Source organism: Bacteroidota bacterium, from assembly GCA_039821555.1.
Taxonomy (GTDB): Bacteria; Bacteroidota; Rhodothermia; order Rhodothermales; family Rubricoccaceae; genus JBCBEX01.
Genome location: JBCBNX010000027.1, coordinates 1 through 21,625, shown reverse-complemented (window position 1 = coordinate 21,625; position 21,625 = coordinate 1). Strand labels below are relative to the sequence as shown.

Genomic DNA, 21,625 nt, shown 5'->3' with positions numbered 1-21,625 from the left:
ACGCACCCCGAGGTTCCTATCAAACATCGGGGTGCGCGTAGCCTTTGACTGTTACGCCGCCGCCCTCTATGCGGCGGCCTCGGCCAGTTCCTCGTCGAGGTTGTACTTCTTGCGCTTCTCCCAGAGCGTCTTCTTCGAGATGCCCAGCAGGCGGGCCACGTCGGCGTAGGACGAGTTCGAGCGGACGGTGAGGATGTGGCGGATGTACTCGTGCTCGAGGTCTTCGAGGGAGCCGCCTGAGCGAAAGCGGAAGTAGCCGTCGGCGTCGTCCGTGTCGAGACCATCGGCCTTGAGCAGGATGAGGTCTTTGGCTTCGATCCTCTGCCCCTGCGCAAAAATCATAGCGCGTTCGAGCACGTTGCGCAGTTCGCGCACGTTGCCAGGCCAGTCGTGGGCGAGCAGCTTCTCCTCGGCCTCCGTCGTGAAGCCGTCGATCTCCTTGTTGAAGTCCTTCGCAAAGCCCTTCACGATCTCACGCGCGATCATGAGCAGGTCGCGGCCCATCGTGCGGAGCGCCGGGAGCTTGATCGAGACGACGTTGATGCGGAAGAAGAGGTCCTTGCGAAACTCCTTCTCGGCGATGCGCTCTTCGAGGGCGGCGTTGGTGGCGCAGATGATGCGCGTCGACACCTTGATGTCGTCCACCCCGCCGAGGCGGCGGAAGGTGCGGCTCTCCAGAAAGCTGAGGAGCTTCGCCTGGAGTGGGAGGCTCATCGAATCGATCTCGTCGAGGAAGAGGGTGCCGCCGTCGGCGATCTCCAGGAGGCCAGGCTTGGCTGCGCGGGCGTCCGTGAAGGCGCCTTTCTCGTAGCCAAACAGCTCCGATTCGAGGAGGTTGTCGGGCAGCGCAGCACAGTTGATCTCGACGAAGCGGCCCCCGCTCCACCGCGAGGTGTAGTGGATCGTCTTGGCGATCAGGTTCTTGCCGGTCCCTGTTTCACCGCGCACGAGCACGATAGTATTCGGGATATCCTTCAACGTGTCGATGGTGTCGCGCACGCGCTGGATCTCGTCGGACTTGCCGAGGATCTTGCTTGCCGAGTGCTTCTTGCGGCGCTGCGTGCGGATCTCCTTGAGCTCCTTCTTATCGCCGTAGAGGTCGAGCGCCTTCGCGAGGAGGGCGCGCATCTCTTCGAGGTTGACCGGCTTCGAGAGGTAGTGGAATGCCCCCAGCCGCATCGCCTCGACGGCCGTCGTCACCGACGACTGCGCCGTGATGATGATCACCGGCAGCGCGAGGTTGCGGTCGCGGAGTTCGTCGAGCAGCTTGATGCCGGTAATGTCCGGCATGTGGAGGTCAGCGAGGATGACATCCGGGACTTTGCCGTCGTCGATCTCGTCGAGGACGGTGGTGGCGCTGGTGAAGGAGGTCGCGTTGTAGCCGTCGCGGTTCAAGACCGTGGCGAAGAGCTCGCCGATCTTGGGGTCATCGTCCACGATGAAAATGCGCTTCTTGCTCATTGGAAGCAGAGGGCGTGAGTTGGAGGGATGGTGTGGACGGTGGTGTGAGTGGTGGAGGCTGCGCGCTCAGGGACGCAGCACAGACAGGGCACCCGGCTCGATGGTGGTGGTAAGCCGGATGGCGCTGGTAGTCAGAATCTCGCCGTCCGCATGAATGGGCAGCGGGGATTCAGAGTCGAGGGCGACGGAGGCAACGCGGCCAAGCGCGACTTCCTCGGCGGTCGTGTGTTTGCCGCGCATCGCGCGGGGCAGGAGTTGGAGCGCACGGCCCGCGGTGACGCCGCGCAGTACGCAGAGGTCCAGGAGCCCGTCATCAGGCTGGGCGTCTGGAGTAAGGCGGAAGCCTCCTCCTACCGACCAGCCATTGCCAATAGCAAGTAGGAACAAGGGGCCGTCGAACCACGGCGATGGAGAAACCGGAGGCTCCTCTGCGCCCGCTAGCACGGCAGCGTGCTCCGAGGCCGCAACGCGGACGTTCGGGTTGGTCCACGAGCTAAGCCCCCTGAAGACACCGGCGAGATAGGCTGCCTGCCCGGGAAGCTGTTTGTAGCGCTCGGCCAGAACGGCCACGCGCGCATCGAAACCGACGCCGATGGCGTTCACAAAGAGACGCTCGTGCGCAGAGCCATCTACATTTGTCCAGCCGATTCGCCCCAAATCCGTCGTTTGGGGCTGGAGGAACGGCAACATCCGCAAACCCTCGTCCATTTTAGTAGGCAGGCCGAGGGAGCGAGCGTAGTCGTTGCCAGTGCCGATGGGGACGATACCCAGGGTCGCTCCGGAGCCGACAAGTCCTGTGGCGACTTCCTGAACGGTCCCGTCGCCGCCGACCGCAACGACGCGGTGGCCAGGGTGGCCAGCCTCCTGCGCAAGAGCGGTGGCATGGCCGGACCGCTGCGTCTGCTTCACCTCAAACGCCAGGCCGAGGCGCTTGGCGAGGTCGCTGAGCCGGCCACGAAGCCGACCGGCCCGCCCATGGGCGGCAGCTGGGTTGAGGATGAACGTGTACGACATACGGGGTGAAGGGGGCGTCGCCGGGTGATTTGGGAGGGATGGAGAGAGCAAATCGTAGCTCCGGTGGCGCGACCCGTTACATAAAGTAAGCACATCTATCGGTGAAAACGAAATCCTGTTCCAACTTTTTTCTATCCGATTGGTCAACGCTGTACACCATCGTGTACACTCATAGTGTATTCGGCCCCATCGAGACCCATCTACACGCGCCGTGCGCCCCATGCTAGATTGGGCAACCGTACACTTTCTGCTTTTCGCTTCATGCACGCCACGTGTCGCCCCAGCCCGTCCTACTGCCCCGCGCCGATCCCGTGCTCTCTCCGCGTGCGTGCTCGGGATACGCCGCACGTGCGCTGACCGTGGCATGACCGTGAACCGTCTCGTCTGGGGATTCGCCCTCGGCGTCGTACCGCTGCTGGCTGTGTTGGCAGGGATTCTTTTCGGCAGTGTCTACCTGGCTCCCAGCGTCGTGATGGAGGTGATCGCGGCCAGGTTAACGGGTGTGTCGCCCTCAGACCCTACGGCTTCGACTATCGTCTGGTCCCTGCGCCTCCCACGCGTGATGCTGGCCTTCGCCGTAGGCGGAGGACTTGCTGTCGTCGGGGTCGGGATGCAGGCGCTCGTGCGCAACCCCCTGGCCGAGCCGTACCTGCTGGGCGTGTCGAGCGGCGCGAGTGCCGGGGCGTCGCTGTTCTACCTCGGGTTTCTGCCTCCCCTACTAAGCAACACGCTGAGCCTCCCTCTAGCCGCCTTCCTCGGAGCCCTCATCGCGATGACGCTGGTGGTGTTCGTCGCACGGGAGGGCTCCTACCTCCCGACGGCCCGCCTCCTCCTCGCGGGCGTAGCGCTCTCAGCGTTGTTCGCCGCGGTGACGGCGTTCGTGACGTTTGCCTCGCCCGACGCCGACCGGATGCGCGCGGTGCTGTTCTGGCTTCTCGGGTCATTCGCCGGAGCGCAGTGGTCCACGCTCTGGCTGCCACTTGGCACCGCGCTCCTCGGTACTACCCTCCTCTGGTTGGTGGCGCGCCCTCTCGACGCGTTGCTCACGGGCGAAGATGCGGCCCGCGCGCTCGGCGTGCCCATCGAGCGCATCAAGTGGGGGCTTATCGTGTGGAGCGCCTTGGTGACCGGCATGCTTGTGGCCGCAGCGGGTGTCGTCGGATTCGTTGGGCTGATTGTGCCGCACGCGGTTCGTTTTGTGACAGGCGTGAGCCACCGGCGCGTTGTGCCCATAGCCTTCCTGGTCGGCGGGCCGTTCCTGGTCCTCGCCGACCTAGCCGCTCGGACGGTGCTGCCCTACCAAGAGCTTCCCGTCGGCGTACTGACCGCGCTTTGTGGTGTGCCTTTCTTCCTCTGGTTGCTGCGGCGCGCTGGGCCGTCGGCCTCGTCAGCATGAAGGCAGCGGCCTCGTCAGCATAAAGGCAGCGGCTTTTTGGGGCGACGAGAGTCTTTGCGACGGAGACGCGTCCGCCTACGACCCACTTCGCCAAGTTCACGGCGAAGTCGCCTCGCCGCTTGATTGCTTGGGCTCCCCTCAGGTCCCGGCGCCTGGCCGCTCTGGACGCCGGGCACCTCACGCGGTGGCGAGCGCACCTCAATAGGAACCGTGCCGAGCGAATCTTGGCGCAGCGAGTCGAGTCGGAAGCGTTCGGCGTCCAGGCTGTCGAGGCGGGCGCCGACGCTGTCGCGTGCGGCGTCTACGTCGGGGATGTCGAAGATCGGCGCAGCAAGGGAGTCGGTGAGGCCGAGCCGTACGGCCTCGCGGCTGCCCGGCCGCAACAATCCACCCTGCGACGGACGGCGCTCCGGCGTGTAGACGTAGCCGTCGAGCCGCAAGGTGGACGGCACGATGTCGGCAGCATAGCTCAGCCCCTCGATGCCGCGGTACCCGCGCACGGCGCGCAGTGTGTCTTGGGCGAACGTAAACGCGATGCTGTCGGCGCTCACCTGCACGGCCCCGTCGAGGAGGCTGTCGGGCGCCAGCGGCGGGGCGTCCTCGGGCTGCTCCTTGGCGCGGAAGTAGATCGCCTCGGCGTTTGGCCAGACGAGAAGACGCCGCAGTGTGTTCTCGCGGGTGCTGTCGGGCTGCACCTCGTCTTCGAAGAGCGCGAGCATGGTGCGGCCACGAATCTGATTCACGCGGGCGAGGGACGTATCGCGCTGCGCCGCGAAGGCTTGGTCGTCCACTCGAAGCGTGTCGAGCGTCTCAGCGCGGGCTAGTACGGTCATCGCCGCACCTGTCACCTGCGTCTCGTCCACCCACACCGACGGCCGCGAGAAGAGCCGCAACACATCGCGCTGCTCTGGCTCTGGGTCGGCGTCCGCCTCCAGCGAAGCCACGCCTATCGAGTCTGGCCGGTCCGTCTCCGGCAGTGGGATCTCGAAGCGGTCGAGCACCGCTGAGTCGGCCACGGCCACGAGGTCGGGCTGCACGATCCGCACGGAATCGCGAGCAACGAGGCGCCTGATCTCGGTGCCGGGTCGCAGGTCGTAGGTTGCAGGTCGCAGGGCAGACGGACCAAGTTCTGGATCTGCGCCTGGAGGCGGTGTCTCAGCGAAAAGCGAATCGGCAACGGCCTCCCAGTCGTCTCCATCCCGTGCTCGCAGGGAGTCGACGGCGACTTCGTCAAGTCTCGCGTCCGGGAGCTCGCCTCCCTGCTCGCCCGTGACGTCCTGCCGGGGAGCGAGCGGATCGGCTTCGTTCTCTGGCGAGACGCCGTCCATCTCGCTGCCCTCCTCTTCTTCGCCCTCAATCCCCACGGTACCCGCACCATCCCCCGCTGCGACGCTGTCCGCTGCGACGCTGTCCGCGGGTGCACGGCTCGCGGCTACGCGCCGCTCTGCTTCCGCCGTCTCCATGCTATCGAGCGATGCTGGATCGAGACGATAGGCTTCGAGGATGCGGGCGCGAACGAGGAGCGTGTCCGTGGCGCCGGTCGAGTCGGTACGGAGCGTGACGAGGAGTGGCCGGCCGTCGATGCGGCTGAACCCGAGGCGCTCGTCGTGCACGGCGCGGTCGCCAAAGAGCAGCGTGCGCAGGGTCGAGTCACGGGCGGCAGGGGCTTCGAGGCTGTCCGCCAGCACAGCCGCCTCATTTGCCACCGGAGCGCGGTCGGCCTCGGACGCCCCGTCCGGTCCTTCGTCCTGCTCTTCGTCGCCAAAGCGCTCGATGAAGACGCGGCCGTGCGCTTCAGAAAGCTGCACCTCGCGGAAGTGGGTAAGCGAGTCGGCTTCGAGGTAGGTGTCAGGATGTTCGAGGCGCACATCGCCCGCGAAGTCGGCGCGGCGCGTCTCGGTGTTGTAGATGCCTCGGCGGCTGGTGAGGACGGTCGTGCTGTCGGTGAGCCGCACATCGTCGGTGAAGGTGGCCACCTTCGTGCGCGAGTTATAGGCGCCGCGGCGGCTCGTGAGCGTGGCGTCGTCCTCGACAAGGCGCGCGCCCTCGGTGAAGTAGGAAGTCTTGGCGCGCGAGTCGTAGGTCGCACTCGGCGCGAAGAGCACGGCGGACGAGTCTGCGATGCGCACGTTGCCCTCGGCCTCGCCAGTTTTGGAGGCCGAGTTGTAGCGCACGAGCCGCGCCGTGAGCGTGTCGCCGTCCTCGACGATGCGTACGTCGCCCTCGAACACGGTCACGTCGAAGTCGAGGAACTGCGTGGCGCGCTGGGCGCGGAGGCGCGTCTCGTCTTGCCGCAGCACCACGTTGCCAATCAGCCGCCGCACACGTTGCCCGTCTTCCACGACGCCCGCCACGGAGTCGGCGTTGACGATTTGCACGAGGCGCGTCGTCGGAGCCTCCTCCTGCGCGACCACAGGTGCGGCAAATGCGACGAGCGCGAGCACCACGGCTTGCGCACAATGCCAACTGAGGAGCGCTGAATCCCTTTTCACTCTTCCACCTCAACCTGGCCGGTGACCCGGGCGATGGTGTAGGTGTCGAGACTCTCGTCGGCGTTGAGGCGATACCCCTGGATCTGCTCGGTCAGCGTGACGATGCGCACGAAGCCGTCGGTGGTGACGCGGCGCGACTGCTCGTCCCAGACGAGATGCTCGCTGTAGAGCCGCTTCTCGTCGGCGGTGACAACGTGCACATTGCCCTGCGCCTCAAACCGTTGGCGGCGATCGAAGTAGCGCAGCTGGTCGGCGGTCATGAATGCCGAAGGCTCTCCGGCCTCGTCGTAGAGCTGCACCTCGACGCGGACGGTGTCGCTGGACGCGCGTGCCGAGTCTGGGAGGGGCTGGAAGAGCGCGTAGGAGCTATCGGCCTGGTCGTAGCGGGCGAGGTACGGCGCGGCTAGACGAGCACGCGGCTGGGCGTCCCGGGTGACGAGGAGCGTGGCGTCCCACGATTCTTGGTCGGGGCGTTCCTCCAGGTCCAGGTCGGCTGGCACGGTCGCCGAGTCACGTCGGCATCCGGCCAGCGCAACCGCGAGGACAAGCACCGCCCACGCGCAGTATCGAGGCCATCCGTACAGACGGCCCTCGTCAATCTTGGGCGGGGGAGCAGCGTGGAGTCGGGGCACTGGAAACCACGAGGGTTGCGGCAGCACGGAGGCGTTGCGGTTTGGCGTCGCAGTTTACGGCATATCTGCGCCGTCCACGGCGCAGCCGATGGCTTCCCGTATTTCGAATCACCCGCTCTTCATTACAGAATGCATCCCGCCCCGTCGGCCTGAGTGCCTGTCCTCGCTAGGACGCACACTTCCTTCCATAGCGGCTGGCCTCTGGGATGCCGCCGTTCCCGCTTGAGTGGAGTATTGCTCTTCTCCGGGCAGTCTCGACGCGGGCGACCAGAAGTGGTACGATATTGGTCGTACGGCTCACCGATCTGTTGCGGATCGACCCACCCATGTTTCCGCCTTCCGGCTCTACCCTTCCGTTCCGTCATGAGCTTCACGATCCAGAAAGTGTCCGCGCACGCCGCCGTTGTTCGCATCGGCAAGGCCCTTGACTTCCGCAATGCGGCGCAGTTCAAGTCCACCTGCCAGAACCACATTCGCGCTGGCGTTCGCCACTTCGTTCTCGACTACTCGGGGACGGGCATCCTGGATTCGACCGGACTCGGGGCCGTGTTCTCGATGTATCGCCAGCTTACGCCGCTCGGCGGCCAGGTGGTTTTCGCGAGCGTCTCCCGTCCCGTGCAGGTCGTCGTGCAGCTCACGCGGACCTACAAGGTTTTCCGGCAGTTTCCCTCGGTAGAGTCCGCGCTCCAGCAGATCAACGGCAACGCCAATGCTTCGGCGACCCCGTCGTCGGGGTCGACAGGCTCCGCATGAGCAGCGGCCTGCCAGCCGTGCCCCTGAGCCACCCCGGTTCGTCACACACCCCTACGTGAAGTCGGTAGCCGCCATGACTTCCGCCTCATTTCCCCCCTCCCGCTCCACCCTGCATCGCTTCACCGACCTCGACTCGGTGATCGACGAGGTGCATGGCTTGTTTTCGCACTGGCAAGAGGCCGGTACGTTCGAGCCGTCATTGAGCAGCTTCATGCTGGAGGTGGTTAAGTTGGCGGTGCACGAGTGGGTGGCGAACCTCGTGCAGCACGCACAGTTTGGAGGGACCGCACCAGAGATCGCCCTGTCGATGTGGCCGGGGGCCGACCGCCTACGGTGCACCATCGAAGACAACTCACAGGGCTTCGACCTGCAACGCCAGCTCACCCTTCAGACGCTGCACCTCACGGGCCACAAACCGCCCGAGCGCGGACGCGGCCTCCTGATGGTGATGGCCTGCACCAACGACCTTTCCTACACCACCACTTCAGAGGGACGGCAACGTCTCGAGTTCTGGATCGACGGCGCCGACGACGACCTATGCATGACCGTTCCATTCTGATCGTCGAAGACAACCAGACGCTGCGCCGCCTGCTGGAATACCGCCTCGGGAAGTATTACCGCGTGCGCAGCGCTGACAACGGCGAGTCTGCCCTCGACGTGATCGAGGACGGGCTCCCCGACCTCATCATCTCGGACATCATGATGCCGAAGATGGACGGGTTTGCCCTCCTGGCTGCGCTGCGCAACGACGACCGCACGCGGACCATCCCGTTCATCTTCCTCACGGCGAAGAGCGACGAGACCGCCCGTGCCCAAGGCCTTGGCCAAGGCGTCGACGACTACATCTCGAAGCCGTTCGACGTCGACTATCTCCTCAACCGCGTCCGGCAGATTCTGGAGCGGACGAAAGTCTACCAGACCAAGCTCAACAGCAATCTCGCGAAGGACTTCTCAGATAAGCTCCTCCCGAAGACGCTGCCGAACATTCCCGGCTATCGTACGCTGTTCTACACGCAGCCCAAAGAAGCAGGCGGAGGCGACCTCTTCGACTGGGTACAGGCGGGCCCAAACTCCTACCTCTTTACGGTGGGCGACATCATGGGCAAGGGGCTCCAGGCGAAATTCTACGCCTTCAGCTTCCTGTCCTACATCCGCTCGATGGTCCACACGATGCTCGAGTACACGACCTCGCCAGGGACGCTCATGCGGCGGGTCAACGAGATGCTTATCAAGGACCAGGTCTTGGAGGAGACGTTTGCCTCACTGCTGCTGATGCTCTGGGAGCCCGACCATCACCGGGTCACCTACGCGAGCGCGGGCCACTGCCGCCCCATTCTGGTCATGCCCGACCGTGCAGGCATCGTCGAGTACTCAGACATGGTCCTTGGCCTGGATCCCGGCGCTGAGTTTCACGACAAGACGTTTGAGCTTCCCAGCCAGAGCGCGCTCCTGTGCTACACGGACGGGCTCATCGAACAGACTTCCATGAGCGGTCAGCAGTTTGGCGAGATCGGCGTTGCGCAGGCCGCCAAGTCGTCGTTCGGGTCGGACCGCCCTGTACACGAACTGTTGACGCACCTCCTGCGCCGCAGCCAAGAGCCGCGCTTCGCCGACGATATCCTCGTCTTCTGGCTCCAGCGTAACTAAGCGGCACAACGCACAACCTACCCCATGGAACAGCCCGCCTCGGACGAACCGAAGCGGGCTGTGCTTTTGCCAGGGCGTGGCTGCTCAGGCAGCTTCCACCAACAGGGGTCGGGTGGCCTGACGTGCCTGGTATTCCTCTTCGAGCAGCGCGAACGTCTCCTTGTCATGAAACGCGCCGTCGCGGAACAGGTGATCGCGGAGACGGCCCTCCGCCTCGAAACCGACCGCGTCGAGCAGCCCCTTCCACACGTGGGCGAATGAGAAAGCCTCCGCTGTGACCCGGTGCATCTTCAGCTCGTCGAAGGCGCAGCGGAGCAACACGTCTAGCGTCGCGCGGCCGTAGCCGAGTCCCTGCGCGCTCTGCTCAGCGATGGCTAAGCTGATCCGGCACCGCCGGTGAAACGAGTCAATGCGGTCGATGTAGGCCACGCCGATGAGCGCGCCGTCCGCGACGCGGTGGATCTCGAAGTCGTGGGCGTCGGCTTGAGGGTGGAGTGCCAGCTGAAGGAATCGCCGTTTGAAGCCGGCGAACGACTCTTTCTCGAAGGGCTGTTCGCTATCGAAGTAGCATAGCTCAGGGTCGTTGTTCCAGCGGTAGTGTGTGTAGATATTCTCAATCCGGAGGGGCGTGAGATGCACACGATCGTTGCCAAGGACGGCAGCCAGGCGAGCTTGCATAGTCGGGGGAGGGCTAGGAGGGTGAGAACCTGTTCAGACTGTATGCAAACCTACAGCCAGACAGAGCTTGCTACTAACTTTCTAAGTTGTATTATCTATTAAACGCAATTAAAAGAGACAAAGTAGAGTCCTCTCTGAATGTTCAATAGTGACAAAGAGCGACGGCGTGTCGGGCTTGAGTACAAAGATATTCGCTTTCGGAAGCGCTTCCAAAACATGCTGACAAGTTCCTCTCCATCTTTCCTTCATGCTAGATTCAGCGCGAACATTCGGTAACGACGCCGTGACGTTCCCTCATGCTGTAAGCCGTCTACCGATATGCCCCGACACCATGTCTCAGCGCAACGAGCCATATTCGGACCGACGAGGTTCGAGACACCTCATTGGTTTTCCGAGGCGTATGCATCCATATGGGCTCTCATGCCTTGTGCTACCCAACCTAGCTCGCAACCACAGCGCATCCAGTCCTGACGTGCAGGCCGATTCACTGTGACGTGTAGCGTGCACTCGAGAGGGGGCTTCGTCGAGTTGGCACCGTGCGACGTGACTTCAGGACTTGCCTCGCCGCCAAAAGGTGCGAACGCGTTCCTCCATGTCCTCCATTCCGGGTAGCGTGATGCCATACCGAATCGCCGCCTGGGCGATGAACCCACGAAGCACCTGGTCGGGCACGGGAAGGCGGTAGAGCTTTGCCTGGAGCGGAGCAACGATCGGGCGCGCCAGCGCAGCTACGGCTCCGAGGCGCAAGGCTACGAACCCAACTAGACCTACGCCAACCGCGAGCAGGCGCCCCTCATAGCCGAGTACGCTCAAGACGGCCACATACGGTATAGCTATGAGCCATGGCATCCGCAGCCACCGCACCACCTCGGCCACAGGTCTGGACGCGGAGGCCGGAGCCAGTACCTCAGTACCGACATAGACGAGGAGCGTCCCGAGCACGGCTAGCAGCGGGTGCGCGTAGACGACCAGCGGCAGGAGCACGCAGAGTGCGACAGTCCGGCCTAGGTCAAGCCAGACCAGAGCGCGGCGTACCAGCACGTCCAGGGGTACCTTTTCAAGCACCGGACCGGCGTAGTCTCGGACGAGGGCTTCGGTGGTGTTAAACCGCACCCCCTCGCGCGTCACGAGGCCCAGGGGCGAGTCGATGTAGACGGCGTCTGGGTCGGGGCGAGACATGGCACAATGAGGCAACAGGGGGCACGAGCGGAGCGTACGCATGACCGAAGAGGTAAGTAGACGTTCCTCGCTGCTCTTGGAAGCGCTTTTCGCGTCGCGTACACTTCTTCTTTCGATGCTCTCACCAGACCGCTCGTTCCATGTCTCGCATCGTCGATGTGGTGCACCGCAATGGTCCACCTGTCTCCGTCCCTCCCACTGCCTCCGCACTTACGGCCGCCTCCACCATGGCGTCGCACAACGTTGGCGCCACGCTCGTCCTCGACGAAGGCACCCTCGTCGGGATTTTCACCGAGCGCGATGTGGCCCGCCGCGTCGTCGTCCCCGGTCTTGACCCGGGAAGCACAACCGTCGCTGAGGTGATGACCCCCGATGTTGTCGTCGTGCAGGCGGACACCTCGCACCAAGAAGTGTTGCGGCTGATGCAGCAAGGCCACTTCCGGCACGTCCCCGTCGCGGACGGAGAGAAGCTCGTGGGCGTCGTCTCGATCCGCGACCTCCTCCGCTTTGAAAAGGAGCACGCGGAGGCCGAGAATCAACAACTCCGGCAGTACGTGTACTCATATCAGTAGGCTCGACGATGAGACGCAGTGCCTACCCAGGCTGCTCGGCTACGGGGGAGGGCGTGTCCTCGAACACGATCACGGGACTCCACCCAGCTGCCTCGAAGGCAGGACGCAGCAGGCGCTCAATGGCGGCTGTGGTGTTCGCTCGTGGGGGCGCTGCGTCTAGGAGATAGCGCTCGGCGCGATCACGCATCGCCGGAAGCAGTTGACGAAGCGCGGCGCGCTCCTGGGTGTTGCCACTCCGCCCCTGGGTGCGTGCCCACCCTGTCTCGGTCTCCATCTCCATCGCTGCGAGATCGGGCTCGACAGCAAACACGGTGAGTTGGGGCAGCGGCAACACCAACGTGTCGCCGCGAACCCGGAGGGCGTCGGTGTGCCACGCTGCCGCGTCGAACCCATATGCCGCACGAGCCGGTGCCCGGACACGAACCACGGTCGTGCCCAGATCGATATCGAGCACGCCAGGGAGGAGCACTTTGCTCGAACGCTGTTCGAGACCGGTCGCGAACTCCAGTGTGCCGGTCACGAGAAACGCTTCGGGGCGGTCACGTAGCAGCGTATCGACGACAATCGTTCGAGCCTCGGTCTCCGTGAGCGCAGTCCTGCGTAGCCAGGCCTGAATGGCCAGTGAAAGCACGACACCTACCGCCACGAGGGCAAGGGCAGCGATAGTCAGGGCACGGATGCGGCGCATGGAGGAGGCAGACAATGCAGGTCGCGCAAGAACGCGCCGGGACGGACAACTGGTGCCTGCTAGATGGTGAGAAGCACCAGCGCCAGTGCTGCAAAAACAAGGCCGATGCGGTTGGCCCGCCCCAATTGCTCGCGCCATACCAAGACACCCAGCACGGCCGCGCCAAAGACAATGGCGATGTTGTTGAATGGAAAGACGAGCGTGCCTGGCAAAGCGCTAAGCGCCGCAATGATGAAGGCGACGGATCCGTAGTTGACGACCCCCAGCACCACGCCCCATTTCACCTCGGCCGCTGTCGGGCGCTGCCACGTGCGCACCACCATCAGCACAAGTCCGACACCGCACGCGGCGACGAACAGGAGGAGGCCGAAGAGGGCGCTGTTGTGCGTGGCACCGTAGCCCTCGCTGTAGGTCTTCATCGCCACGTCCCCGAGCCCTCCGGCCACGAAGAGCAGCCCCAGGATCCGCGCCTGCCGCCAGCGCGAGGCGGATGTTTCCCCCACGGTCGCCTGCGCAGGGCGTGCTAGCAACGCGAAGGCCACACCCGCCACAGCAAGCCCAAGCCATTGCCCCCACGTCGGCACTTCGCCCCACACGAGCCAGGAGGCTAGGAAAGGGAGCACGACGGCCAACCTCATCACGGCCGACGCGAGTGCCATCCCAGCGTCGCGCACTGCAAGCGCATACACCAAGAAGCCTGCAATGAAGAGCGCGCCCGTACCAATGCCAAGGGCCAGCAGCCCAGCGTCCATGTCGAAGCCGCTGGTTCGCGTGGCGGGGTCCGTCAAGATGAGCACCAGCGCCACGACAGCCCCAACGCCGTAGTTCACCGTGAGCAAGCTCAGGCGATCGAGGTCGTGACGCGCCGCTAGCTTGAAAATGGTCGCGATGGAGAGACTGCACGCAACGGCGAGCGCGAGAAAGAGCATGCAATCCTACTCGACAACCGTGTAGTAACGCAGACGCGACGGCTCCAGCGACACATCTCGGATCGGGAGGTCTGCCGGGAGCTGCGGAAAAGGACTGACCGTCCCGGTCGTGTCGCGAGCAATGTTGGCGTAGGGGACGAACGCGAAGAAGTCGTCCGTGGTCTGTGCTTGAGCAAAGAGCGCGTCGTTCACAGGCACCCGATAGGTTGCAGTCACGCGGCTGGGGAGCAAACGGACAGCCTGCACACCAGGCGGCACGCCGACCACCTGCACCACGAGTTCGCGCGTCGCCTGTGTGAAGCGGTCCACCCGCACCGCCAGCCTCGTCTGAGTGCGATCTATTTCGACCAGCGCGGCTAGCGTGTCTTCAAGGGCAACCTGGATTTCGAACGACGCGTCGAGATCGTCCATGTCCACGGGGACGGTCGGCCACGCCACCAAGTCACGCAGGATGGTGCGCGCACCGACCACCCGCACCGAGTCGGGCTGCAAGTTCGGCGACTCGAGATACTCGTGGTCAGCATCCAGTTCGAGAGCCCCACGTAGTTGCACAGGGACGCGCTTCTCCACTTCCTCGTCGAGGTCGAGGGGTAGCACCGTGGGTACGATACTCTGGACCTGCACACCCGTGGGCAACCGTCCCATCTCGCTGGCCGCGCTCAGCAGGTTGATGCGGTCTTCCTCGGCATCGACGGTCAGGACCGGGGGGTTGCGGCTCAGCGCCAGCAAGTCCCAGCCGCGCCCCTGCACGGTCACGCGTACGGGCGAGCGAGGAGGCGAGCGCAGGGCCTGACCGTCGGGCAAACGGCGCACCTCGATAGCCAGGTCTACGCCGAGGTTGTACGACTCGTCCATGCTGACACTAAACCAAAGCACCGTCGCCACCACAAGTGAAAACAGCATCGCGAAGGCACGGCGACGGGCGTCGGGCCGTTCCGCCTCGCGCGGTAGCACGCTCGCGAGAAGATCGCGCAGCCGAATGAAATAGTCGTTGGAGGCCATCAGCGGTGGGACGAGTCGGACCGTGAAAGGTACGCTGTCCTGCTCGCTCCCATTCGTCATCCCTCGTCAGCGTTGCGTGAGTCAGACTCTCAGCGTCGCGTGAGCCGGGCTCTCAGCGTCTGCAGTTCTTCCCGCGTGTAGACGCCCAGCACGAGAATGAGAAGCGGATAGCTTGCAAGCAGGGCTAGCCGAGCGCTGATCCGCTCAAGCGGTTCCCAGTCGACCGTTGCCTGGGCTATCCACCAGAGCCCCACGACGACGAGCACTACAACGACGAGCGAACGCCAGGATACCTCCAGCCCACCGACTTGGGCTGCGCGCACGAGCGTCACGGCTGCCAGGACGGCGTAGGCTATGAACGAGGTCAGCGCCGCGCCTAGCCCGCCGAGCGTCGGGATCGCCACGGCGTTGAGCGCTAGGTTCAGCGCCGCCGCCCCAGCCACGGCGCCTGCGATGGTGCCCGTGGCCTGGTGGGCGTAGAGCACGTTCATTCCGACGAAGTAGAGCCCGTAGACTAGAAAACCGAGGGCAATGGGCAGCACGAGCAGATCAGCCTGAAGGTAGAGCGGGTTGGGCGAGAGCCAAGCCGTCACGTCAAGCGTAAACAGAGCGAGTCCGAGCACGCCCCATCCTGTGACCACGGTGTAGAGGCGAGCGATGCGCTGGTGGAACGGCAGCGGTGCTCTTCGGCCCTCTGCCGCGATGGCTTTGAGCCCAAGCACGGAGAAAGCCAGGTTGAAGCTCTGCACGAAAAGCATGTTGATGACGCCCCCGAACTTCGCAGCCAGCCCGTAGACGGCAACGACCTCCGCATCAGCAAAGGCCTTCAACATGTAGCGATCGCCCGCGTTGAGCGCGATGCTGGCGACGGCCGCGAACGCGAGTGGAACGCCGAGCTTCAGGAGCGGGCGCACGAGCCGGGAGTCCCACTCCCAGCGCAGGGTTCTCAACAGCCCACCCCCCAGCAACAGTACGGCTCCTGTGGCGGCGAGCACGAAGCCCTGCATCACGCCCACGAGCCCGGAGTCCCGGACGGCGAGGAAGTAGACCACGCCGCCCAGGAGCAAGCCGATCTCGGTGAGTGCGGCCAGGGCGAACAACCCAGCCCGCTCCCGCACGCGCAGGACCACATAGGGCACGGCCGCCACCACCTTGAGCCCTGCATAGGCGCCCATCAGCCAGACGGCCAGGGTGGCCTCCGCGTCGTCGAGGAGAAAACCCGCAAGTGGGCGCGCAGCCGCTCCAACAAGCACCACGGCACCTACCCCGCACAGCGACGAGGCTGCCAATGCCGTCGTCAGCAAGGCGTCCCGCCGGTTGGCGTACGACTGATCGGTAGCGAGCTTCAGCAGGCCCGACCCGATACCGAGCCCTGCGACAATCACCAGCACCTGCGCCGTCGTTTCGAGAAGGACGAGGTAGCCGTATTCCGCCGCTGTGAGTAGATCTGGGTCGAGGTAGAAGCCGAGCAGCAGCAACCCTGCTGCCTTGACGCCCAGGTTACTCAGTGCGTAGAGCCCCCCCTGCCCCAAAAGCCGTCGGAAGAGCGAGCGTTGACTAGCGTCGGCGCTCACGCCTGCACCTCGTAGCGAGAGCGCGTCGCCACATCAATGGCAGGCGGGCTCCCAACGAGGCGGTCGTAGAAATTCACCAACGCAGCACCTTCTGGTGCCCAGTGGTACCGCTCGCGGACGGCCGCCTGGCCCCGCTGACCCATCGCTTCCGCCTCGGCGGGGTGGTCTAGCAACCACTGAATCGCCCAGGCAATGCTGTCGGGGTTGAGCGGGTCGACGAGCAGTCCGCAGCCAGCGCCTTCGACAAACGGCCTGAGTTGCGCAAAGCTCGAACAGACCACAGGGATCCCTGCCGCCATATACTCGAAGAGCTTCGTTGGGTAGTTGCCGAGGTAGCGCTCGACCGGATGGAACGTCACCACGCCGACCCGAACCTGATCGAACACCCGGGCGACGGCCGGGCGGCTGAGATAGCCTAGGTAGTCCGTCCTCGCCCAGCCAGGATCGCGCTCGAGCTCGCCCTTTAGCGAAGCCGGATGGAAGCTGCCGCCGAGTTGAAGTCGTGCGCCGCCCCCTTGCGGAAGTCGGCCCATGGCGCTAATCACCTCTCTGATGCCACGCACTTCTGTAATCGTGCCGACATAGGCCACGTGCGGCGGCCGCTCGGAGAACGGCGTCGGCGCTGCTGGAATCAGTTCGTCGCGAAGCGGAAAGTTGTGGACGAGCGTGGGCCGATACGCTGCAAACCGTCGGGCGATCACCGGCTCGGCGACGATCAGCCCGTCGAACACGTTTGCGCCCAGAACTTCGAGGCTGCCATAGGCCGCACCCACGAGCGGCCTAAGCCGCTTTGGCACCCAGTGAAAGTACTGCGCCTGGCGAGGCACGTCCTCATGAAGGTCATAGACCACACGGCGGCCGAGTGCCTTGAGCGCGAGCGCGGGGACCAGCAGGTCGGCGTCGTGGAAGTGGAAGACGGCGTCCTTCGGCTGCGCAAGCGCGCGGCGAAAGACCGCCCACGTCGTCACGGTCATGCGCTCCTTGCCCGAGCGCGGCGGCTCGACCGCGAGCACTTGCACGCCATCTACCACCCCGTCATGCGTGTGCGGCACCACGTAGCGAACGTCGTAGCCAGCCTGGGCAAGCGTGCGGCATTCTTTCTGGAAGATGCGCGGATCACTGGCCTTGTGCGCCGTAGCGAGGTGGACGATGACGGGTCGGTGAGGCATACGAGCCTGAAGCGTGGCTGGAACGATAGTCAGAAAGCTACGCCGAGCCGTCCTCGACTTCGGCGCGGCGAGCTTCAACGACGTACCAGCGCGGCGTCACGCGGCGCAGCAACGGGCGCACGCCGACCGTCCATCGAGGAGGTGGGTTGGTCCAGCGCTCCCGACGCACGACCTCCCACCCCGCCTTCTCCAAGAGCCAGTCAAACTGCCAGTCCTCGAACTCATGGTAATGCCGGTCCCACGGGTCGCGTGGATTGCGATAGGCCGACGAGAACCACAGCCGCATAGGGACGGTGACGAAGAGACGCGGTGCCCGGATCGCCCGGAGCACGCCGAGCGGGTTGACGAGGTGTTCGAGGATCTCGAACGCCGTGACGGCATCGGCGTCGGCGCCTGCGACCTGCGCTACCGCCGCCTCGGGGTGCTCATCCAGGTCCGCGGTCCCTGTGAACGCGACTTCGTAGCCCCGCTTCTTCAACCGCTCGCCGAGCGTGTTGGGCGGGCCGAGGTCGAGCAGGCGCGCCGGGGCAGGGAGCGAGGTGCTGAGAAAGGCTTCGGTGCGAGCAAAACGACGGCGCAACGACGGCGTCAGCGCAGAACGGGCGGAGCTTTCGGGCGATGACATGGCAAAGGGGCGTGTCTCAGCACAGCGAACGGAGGACTCGCGCGAGACGTTGCGACTGCGCCTGGCGAGAGTACGGAGTTACAGCGCTCCGGTGAGCACCATCTACAGGAGCGCCGCCCGCCCATGCCGCGTAGTGGCGACGGACCAGCGCAGCGAGCCCCTCTCGGTCTGACCGATCCAAGAGCGTACCGCCCTTCGTCTCTTGCAGCATGGCCTCAGCATCGCCGCCGACCGGACCGAGTGCGGCCACAGGACGCCCGGCGGCCAAGTACTCGTAGAGCTTCCCGGTGATCATGCCCTGGTCGAGCAGGAACGGTTCGATGGAGAGCAGCAGCAGCGTCGCGGCCCTCATCGCGGCAATGGCCGCGTCGTGCGGCGCATACGGCTCGATGTCAGTGATACGGTCAAGACCTCGGGCGGCGAGGCTCCTGCGCACCGCGTCGGCCACACTCCCCAGGAGTCGGATCCGCAGATGCGGAGTGGCGCCTTGAGCACGCAGGTCTGCGAGCGCGTCCCAGAGCGCCACCGGGTCGCGCGTCTCGTAGAGGCTACCGACGTGCGTGAGCGTAAACGTGTCCGGCAATGAGATGGGCGCGGCGTGCGCGAAGTCGTCGGCGTCGAAACCGTTGTGGACCAGGGCGACGTCACTCTCGGAGCGCCCGGCTTGCTCTGCGAGGTGCTGCCGCCACGAGGGGCTGACTGTGAGGAGCCGGCTCGCCTCGCTGAGGATGCTCTGCTCGATGCGGCGGTCGAGGGAGTTTGCCAAGCCTGTCATCGGCAACACCTCAGCCAAGGCGTGGCGGGCCCACGGGTCGCGGAAATCCGCCACCCAAGGGGTACCAAACTTCCGGTGTAGCGCGCGGCCGATGAGGTGGGCCGAGTGCGGCGGCCCCGACGTGAGCACAGCATCGATGAGACGCCCTGCCTCCTGTGCTTCCTTGATGACGCGCTTCCCGGCACGCACGGCAAACGGCACCCAGCCAACGCGTGCGTCGGGCACGAACACGTTGGCCCGGACGAACCGCGCCGTCCGCTCGACAAGCGATGGAGTCTGCTCCACAGCACCCACCGTCACGGCGTCAGACTTCGACTTCCCCGTAGCCCTCGCGTAAATGCCGAACGGGTCGAGGGCGGCAGTACGGTAGACACGGATGCCCGCCGGAATGTCGCTCGACAGCGTCGGGTCGTGGCTCGGATAGGCCCCAGCATCGACGGTGAGCACCGTGGGCTGCCAGCCGAGCGCCGGGAGGTACTTCACAAACTTGAGCACCCGCTGGACGCCCGGCCCACCCGAGGGCGGGAAGTAGTAGGCTACGACCAGCAGGCGGCGCATGCGGTGAGGCGGTGAGGCGGTGAGGCGGTGAGGCGGTGAGGCGGTGAGGCGGTGAGGCGGTGAGGCGGTGAAAGATGCGCGTCCCACGTCCGCCGTCAAGCTAGTTCACCCGCGTCCCGGCCTCGCCCCTTTGCTCTTCACGCTATTCTCTTCCTCCTTCACGCCCGCTGTCCAGGAGCGCGTCGAGGTCAGCCTCAGAGAGGACCGGGATCCCAAGCGCTTGTGCTTTGTCGAGCTTCGAGCCTGCGCGCTCTCCGGCGACCAGCAGGTCCGTCTTGGTCGTGACGCTGCTCGTCACCTTCGCGCCGAGGCCCTTGAGTTGCTGCTTCGCCTCCGAGCGCGTGCGGCCGGAGAGCGAGCCCGTAAGCACGACCGTCTTGCCCGCGAGCGGCGGTCCTTCGCCGCCTTCGGAAGCAACCACCGGCTCCTCTTCGGGTAGCCGAACCGTATTGACGCCTAGACTGCGGAGCGCATCGACAAGCTGCTGATTCGGCGCGTGATCGAACCACGCGCGGACCGCCTCAGCAATCTCAGGGCCGACGCCTGGAATGGCCGTCAACGTCTCCACATCGGCAGCGGCGAGATCAGCGAGGGAAGCGTATTCCTCCACGAGTGTCTCGGCGACGGTCTCGCCGACGTGCCGGATGCCGAGCCCGAAGAGGAGGCGCCGCAGCGGTCGTGCTTTCGACGCCTCGATGCCCGCCAGGAGGTTCTCGACCTTTTTATCTTTGTAGCCGTCGAGCGCGAGCAATGCGTCTTGGCGCTCCGCGAGCCGGTATAGGTCGTCCAGGTGCCCAACGAGCCCTTCTTCGACGAGTTGGACGGCCACCTTCTCGCCCAACCCAACGATGTCCATCGCGCCGCGGTGGGCGTAGTGCTGCACCAGCCGCTTGAGTTGCGCCGGGCACGAGGCATTGACGCAGTACGTGTCGGCCTCGCCATCTGCTCGCTCGATAGGCTGGCGGCAGGATGGGCAGATAGTCGGGGGTTCGTACACCTTTTCGTCGCCGGTCCGTGCGTCCACGACGGGGCCAACGACGGCCGGAATCACGTCGCCTGCGCGCTTGACGACAACGAGGTCCCAGATACGGATGTCGCGGTCGGCGAGGTAGTCTGCGTTGTGGAGCGTTGCCTTCGAGACGGTCACCCCGCCGATACCGACGGGGTCGAGGTCGGCGACCGGCTTAATCGCGCCGGTCCGCCCGACGTTGTGGTCGACGCCGAGCAGGCGAGTCGTGGCCTCACGCGCGGGGAATTTGAACGCGATGGCCCAGCGCGGCGCGTTCGCCACGTTGCCCAGCTTGGCTTGCAGCGCGAAGTCGTCCACCTTGACGACGACGCCGTCGATCTCGTAGTCGAGCGCGGTCGGGTCGTCACGGCGTGCCGTCCAGGCCTCGCAGAACGCGACAACCTCGTCGATGGAGGCGAACCGCCGCGTCTCCGGGCTCACGGGCAAGCCAAGCGTCTGGAGTACGTTGAGCGCCTCTTGCTGACCAGATGGGGACGATCCGTCGCCGAAGTCGCTCGGGCCGAGGCCGTAGGCAAAGAAGCTCAGCGGCCGCTGCGCCGTCACGTTTGGGTCGAGTTGGCGGAGGCTCCCGGCGGCGGCGTTGCGCGGGTTCGCGAACGTCTTGGCTCCCTCGGCAGCCAAGCGATCGTTGAGCGCGTCGAAGTCTGTCGTGCCCATGTAGACCTCGCCTCGGACCTCGATGCGCGCTGGTGAGCGTGGGGCCGCAGGCGAAGCGGCGAAGAGATCGCCGGGGGGAGCGGCGGATGTGGAGGAAGGCGAGGCAAGCCGCAACGGGATCGCCCTGACCGTCCGAACGCCCGCCGTGACGTTTTCCCCGACCGTGCCGTTGCCGCGTGTTGCTGCAAGCGTGAGCACGCCTTGCTCGTAGGTCAGCGCCATCGCCAGCCCGTCGATCTTCAACTCGGCAACGAGCGCAGGCTGTGCCGGCTCGTCTTTTGTCCCGATGTCCTCGTCAGCCAGCTTGCGTTGGATGCGCTCGTACCAGGCGCGCAGTCCGTCACCGTCGAAGGCATTGCCGAGCGAGAGCAAAGCTTCCGGGTGGCGCACCTTCTCGAACCGGTCGAGCGGGTCGCCGCCGACCCGGTGGGTGGGCGAGTCGGGCGTGACAAGCGTGGGAAAGCGCGCCTCGATGCCTTTGAGTGCATGGAAGAGGCGGTCGTACTCGGCGTCGGCGATGAGCGGGGCGTCATCGCGGTAGTAGCGGGTGGCATGTCCACGGATTAGCGGCCGTAGGAGGTCTGCCTCGCGGTTCGCCGCGGCCTCGTCCAACGTGTAGATGTCGGTGTTAGCCACCCTTGCCAGCGCGGCCTTCGTCTCTGCCACCAGACGCGCCGCCACGGTGGGACCTCCCTGTCGTCCTGCTGTATCCATGCTGCTAGGCTCTGTCTGGAAAATGTGAGGTAACTTCGGCGCTTTTCCAAGCCACGCCGATGCCACCCAAGCGACACGCC

General features: G+C 65.1%; 19 protein-coding genes. 5 read left to right on the top strand and 14 right to left on the bottom strand.

Annotated elements, in window-relative coordinates; genetic code table 11:
• Positions 1-66: 66 nt before the first annotated feature.
• Positions 67-1,461 (bottom strand): sigma-54 dependent transcriptional regulator, encoded by a 1,395-nt coding sequence (locus AAFU51_17600; protein ID MEO1573069.1) that lies wholly within the window; start codon positions 1,459-1,461, stop codon positions 67-69.
• A gap of 66 nt (positions 1,462-1,527) precedes the next feature.
• Complete coding sequence (locus tag AAFU51_17595) at positions 1,528-2,475, bottom strand: diacylglycerol kinase family protein (GenBank protein ID MEO1573068.1); 948 nt, start codon at positions 2,473-2,475, stop codon at positions 1,528-1,530.
• A 370-nt stretch (positions 2,476-2,845) separates the two neighbouring features.
• On the opposite strand from AAFU51_17595, the gene AAFU51_17590 reads away from it, so the two are divergent.
• Positions 2,846-3,871 carry an iron ABC transporter permease gene (locus AAFU51_17590; protein ID MEO1573067.1) on the top strand — a complete coding sequence of 342 codons (1,026 nt, stop codon included), beginning with the start codon at positions 2,846-2,848 and terminating at the stop codon, positions 3,869-3,871.
• Positions 3,872-3,885: 14 nt separating this feature from the next.
• On the opposite strand, the gene AAFU51_17585 is transcribed toward AAFU51_17590, so the two are convergent.
• On the bottom strand, positions 3,886-6,318 hold the full coding sequence (locus AAFU51_17585) for an OstA-like protein (protein ID MEO1573066.1): 2,433 nt from the start codon (positions 6,316-6,318) through the stop codon (positions 3,886-3,888).
• A gap of 41 nt (positions 6,319-6,359) precedes the next feature.
• On the bottom strand, positions 6,360-6,914 hold the full coding sequence (gene lptC / locus AAFU51_17580) for an LPS export ABC transporter periplasmic protein LptC (protein ID MEO1573065.1): 555 nt from the start codon (positions 6,912-6,914) through the stop codon (positions 6,360-6,362).
• A gap of 444 nt (positions 6,915-7,358) precedes the next feature.
• Between lptC and AAFU51_17575 the strand changes: the two genes are divergently transcribed.
• From AAFU51_17575 to AAFU51_17565, 3 genes are all read left to right on the top strand, one after another.
• Positions 7,359-7,748 (top strand): STAS domain-containing protein, encoded by a 390-nt coding sequence (locus tag AAFU51_17575; protein MEO1573064.1) that lies wholly within the window; start codon positions 7,359-7,361, stop codon positions 7,746-7,748.
• Between the two features lie 73 nt (positions 7,749-7,821).
• Complete coding sequence (locus tag AAFU51_17570) at positions 7,822-8,307, top strand: ATP-binding protein (protein ID MEO1573063.1); 486 nt, start codon at positions 7,822-7,824, stop codon at positions 8,305-8,307.
• Positions 8,286-9,395 (top strand): SpoIIE family protein phosphatase, encoded by a 1,110-nt coding sequence (locus AAFU51_17565; GenBank protein MEO1573062.1) that lies wholly within the window; start codon positions 8,286-8,288, stop codon positions 9,393-9,395. Before AAFU51_17570 ends, AAFU51_17565 begins: the two co-directional genes overlap by 22 nt.
• A gap of 84 nt (positions 9,396-9,479) precedes the next feature.
• On the opposite strand, the gene AAFU51_17560 is transcribed toward AAFU51_17565, so the two are convergent.
• Positions 9,480-10,073, bottom strand: a complete 594-nt coding sequence (locus tag AAFU51_17560) for a GNAT family protein (protein MEO1573061.1) — start codon at positions 10,071-10,073, stop codon at positions 9,480-9,482.
• 549 nt (positions 10,074-10,622) lie between these two features.
• Positions 10,623-11,252, bottom strand: coding sequence for a hypothetical protein (locus tag AAFU51_17555; protein MEO1573060.1), 630 nt, complete (start codon positions 11,250-11,252; stop codon positions 10,623-10,625).
• 140 nt (positions 11,253-11,392) lie between these two features.
• Here AAFU51_17555 and AAFU51_17550 point away from each other — a divergent pair, with 140 nt between their 5' ends.
• Positions 11,393-11,824, top strand: coding sequence for a CBS domain-containing protein (locus AAFU51_17550; protein ID MEO1573059.1), 432 nt, complete (start codon positions 11,393-11,395; stop codon positions 11,822-11,824).
• A gap of 22 nt (positions 11,825-11,846) precedes the next feature.
• Here the strand turns inward: AAFU51_17550 and AAFU51_17545 are convergent, their stop codons facing one another.
• From AAFU51_17545 to ligA, 8 genes are all read right to left on the bottom strand, one after another.
• Complete coding sequence (locus tag AAFU51_17545) at positions 11,847-12,512, bottom strand: DUF4230 domain-containing protein (GenBank protein ID MEO1573058.1); 666 nt, start codon at positions 12,510-12,512, stop codon at positions 11,847-11,849.
• A 59-nt stretch (positions 12,513-12,571) separates the two neighbouring features.
• Positions 12,572-13,441, bottom strand: a complete 870-nt coding sequence (locus AAFU51_17540) for a DMT family transporter (GenBank protein MEO1573057.1) — start codon at positions 13,439-13,441, stop codon at positions 12,572-12,574.
• A 6-nt stretch (positions 13,442-13,447) separates the two neighbouring features.
• A complete protein-coding gene (locus tag AAFU51_17535; protein MEO1573056.1) occupies positions 13,448-14,443 on the bottom strand; it encodes a YbbR-like domain-containing protein in 996 nt (331 codons plus the stop codon).
• 89 nt (positions 14,444-14,532) lie between these two features.
• Positions 14,533-16,017, bottom strand: coding sequence for a polysaccharide biosynthesis C-terminal domain-containing protein (locus tag AAFU51_17530; GenBank protein ID MEO1573055.1), 1,485 nt, complete (start codon positions 16,015-16,017; stop codon positions 14,533-14,535).
• A complete protein-coding gene (locus tag AAFU51_17525; GenBank protein ID MEO1573054.1) occupies positions 16,014-17,186 on the bottom strand; it encodes a glycosyltransferase family 4 protein in 1,173 nt (390 codons plus the stop codon). The genes AAFU51_17530 and AAFU51_17525 overlap by 4 nt, the downstream gene beginning before the upstream one ends.
• Positions 17,187-17,223: 37 nt before the next feature.
• Positions 17,224-17,811 carry a methyltransferase domain-containing protein gene (locus AAFU51_17520; protein ID MEO1573053.1) on the bottom strand — a complete coding sequence of 196 codons (588 nt, stop codon included), beginning with the start codon at positions 17,809-17,811 and terminating at the stop codon, positions 17,224-17,226.
• Positions 17,812-17,827: 16 nt separating this feature from the next.
• Positions 17,828-19,144, bottom strand: coding sequence for a glycosyltransferase (locus tag AAFU51_17515; GenBank protein ID MEO1573052.1), 1,317 nt, complete (start codon positions 19,142-19,144; stop codon positions 17,828-17,830).
• Positions 19,145-19,286: 142 nt separating this feature from the next.
• Entirely contained in the window at positions 19,287-21,467 is a 2,181-nt protein-coding gene (gene ligA / locus AAFU51_17510; GenBank protein MEO1573051.1) for an NAD-dependent DNA ligase LigA, read from the bottom strand.
• Between the last annotated feature and the right edge of the window lie 158 nt (positions 21,468-21,625).

Coding starts and splice junctions, on each gene's coding strand:
- AAFU51_17555 (MEO1573060.1), bottom strand. CDS start 11,252: ATGTCTCGCCCCGACCCAGACGCCGTCTACATCGACTCGCCCCTGGGC.
- AAFU51_17515 (MEO1573052.1), bottom strand. CDS start 19,144: ATGCGCCGCCTGCTGGTCGTAGCCTACTACTTCCCGCCCTCGGGTGGG.
- AAFU51_17560 (MEO1573061.1), bottom strand. CDS start 10,073: ATGCAAGCTCGCCTGGCTGCCGTCCTTGGCAACGATCGTGTGCATCTC.
- AAFU51_17565 (MEO1573062.1), top strand. CDS start 8,286: ATGCATGACCGTTCCATTCTGATCGTCGAAGACAACCAGACGCTGCGC.
- AAFU51_17575 (MEO1573064.1), top strand. CDS start 7,359: ATGAGCTTCACGATCCAGAAAGTGTCCGCGCACGCCGCCGTTGTTCGC.
- AAFU51_17570 (MEO1573063.1), top strand. CDS start 7,822: ATGACTTCCGCCTCATTTCCCCCCTCCCGCTCCACCCTGCATCGCTTC.
- AAFU51_17550 (MEO1573059.1), top strand. CDS start 11,393: ATGTCTCGCATCGTCGATGTGGTGCACCGCAATGGTCCACCTGTCTCC.
- AAFU51_17540 (MEO1573057.1), bottom strand. CDS start 13,441: ATGCTCTTTCTCGCGCTCGCCGTTGCGTGCAGTCTCTCCATCGCGACC.
- AAFU51_17520 (MEO1573053.1), bottom strand. CDS start 17,811: ATGTCATCGCCCGAAAGCTCCGCCCGTTCTGCGCTGACGCCGTCGTTG.
- AAFU51_17525 (MEO1573054.1), bottom strand. CDS start 17,186: ATGCCTCACCGACCCGTCATCGTCCACCTCGCTACGGCGCACAAGGCC.
- AAFU51_17600 (MEO1573069.1), bottom strand. CDS start 1,461: ATGAGCAAGAAGCGCATTTTCATCGTGGACGATGACCCCAAGATCGGC.
- AAFU51_17595 (MEO1573068.1), bottom strand. CDS start 2,475: ATGTCGTACACGTTCATCCTCAACCCAGCTGCCGCCCATGGGCGGGCC.
- AAFU51_17545 (MEO1573058.1), bottom strand. CDS start 12,512: ATGCGCCGCATCCGTGCCCTGACTATCGCTGCCCTTGCCCTCGTGGCG.
- AAFU51_17535 (MEO1573056.1), bottom strand. CDS start 14,443: ATGGCCTCCAACGACTATTTCATTCGGCTGCGCGATCTTCTCGCGAGC.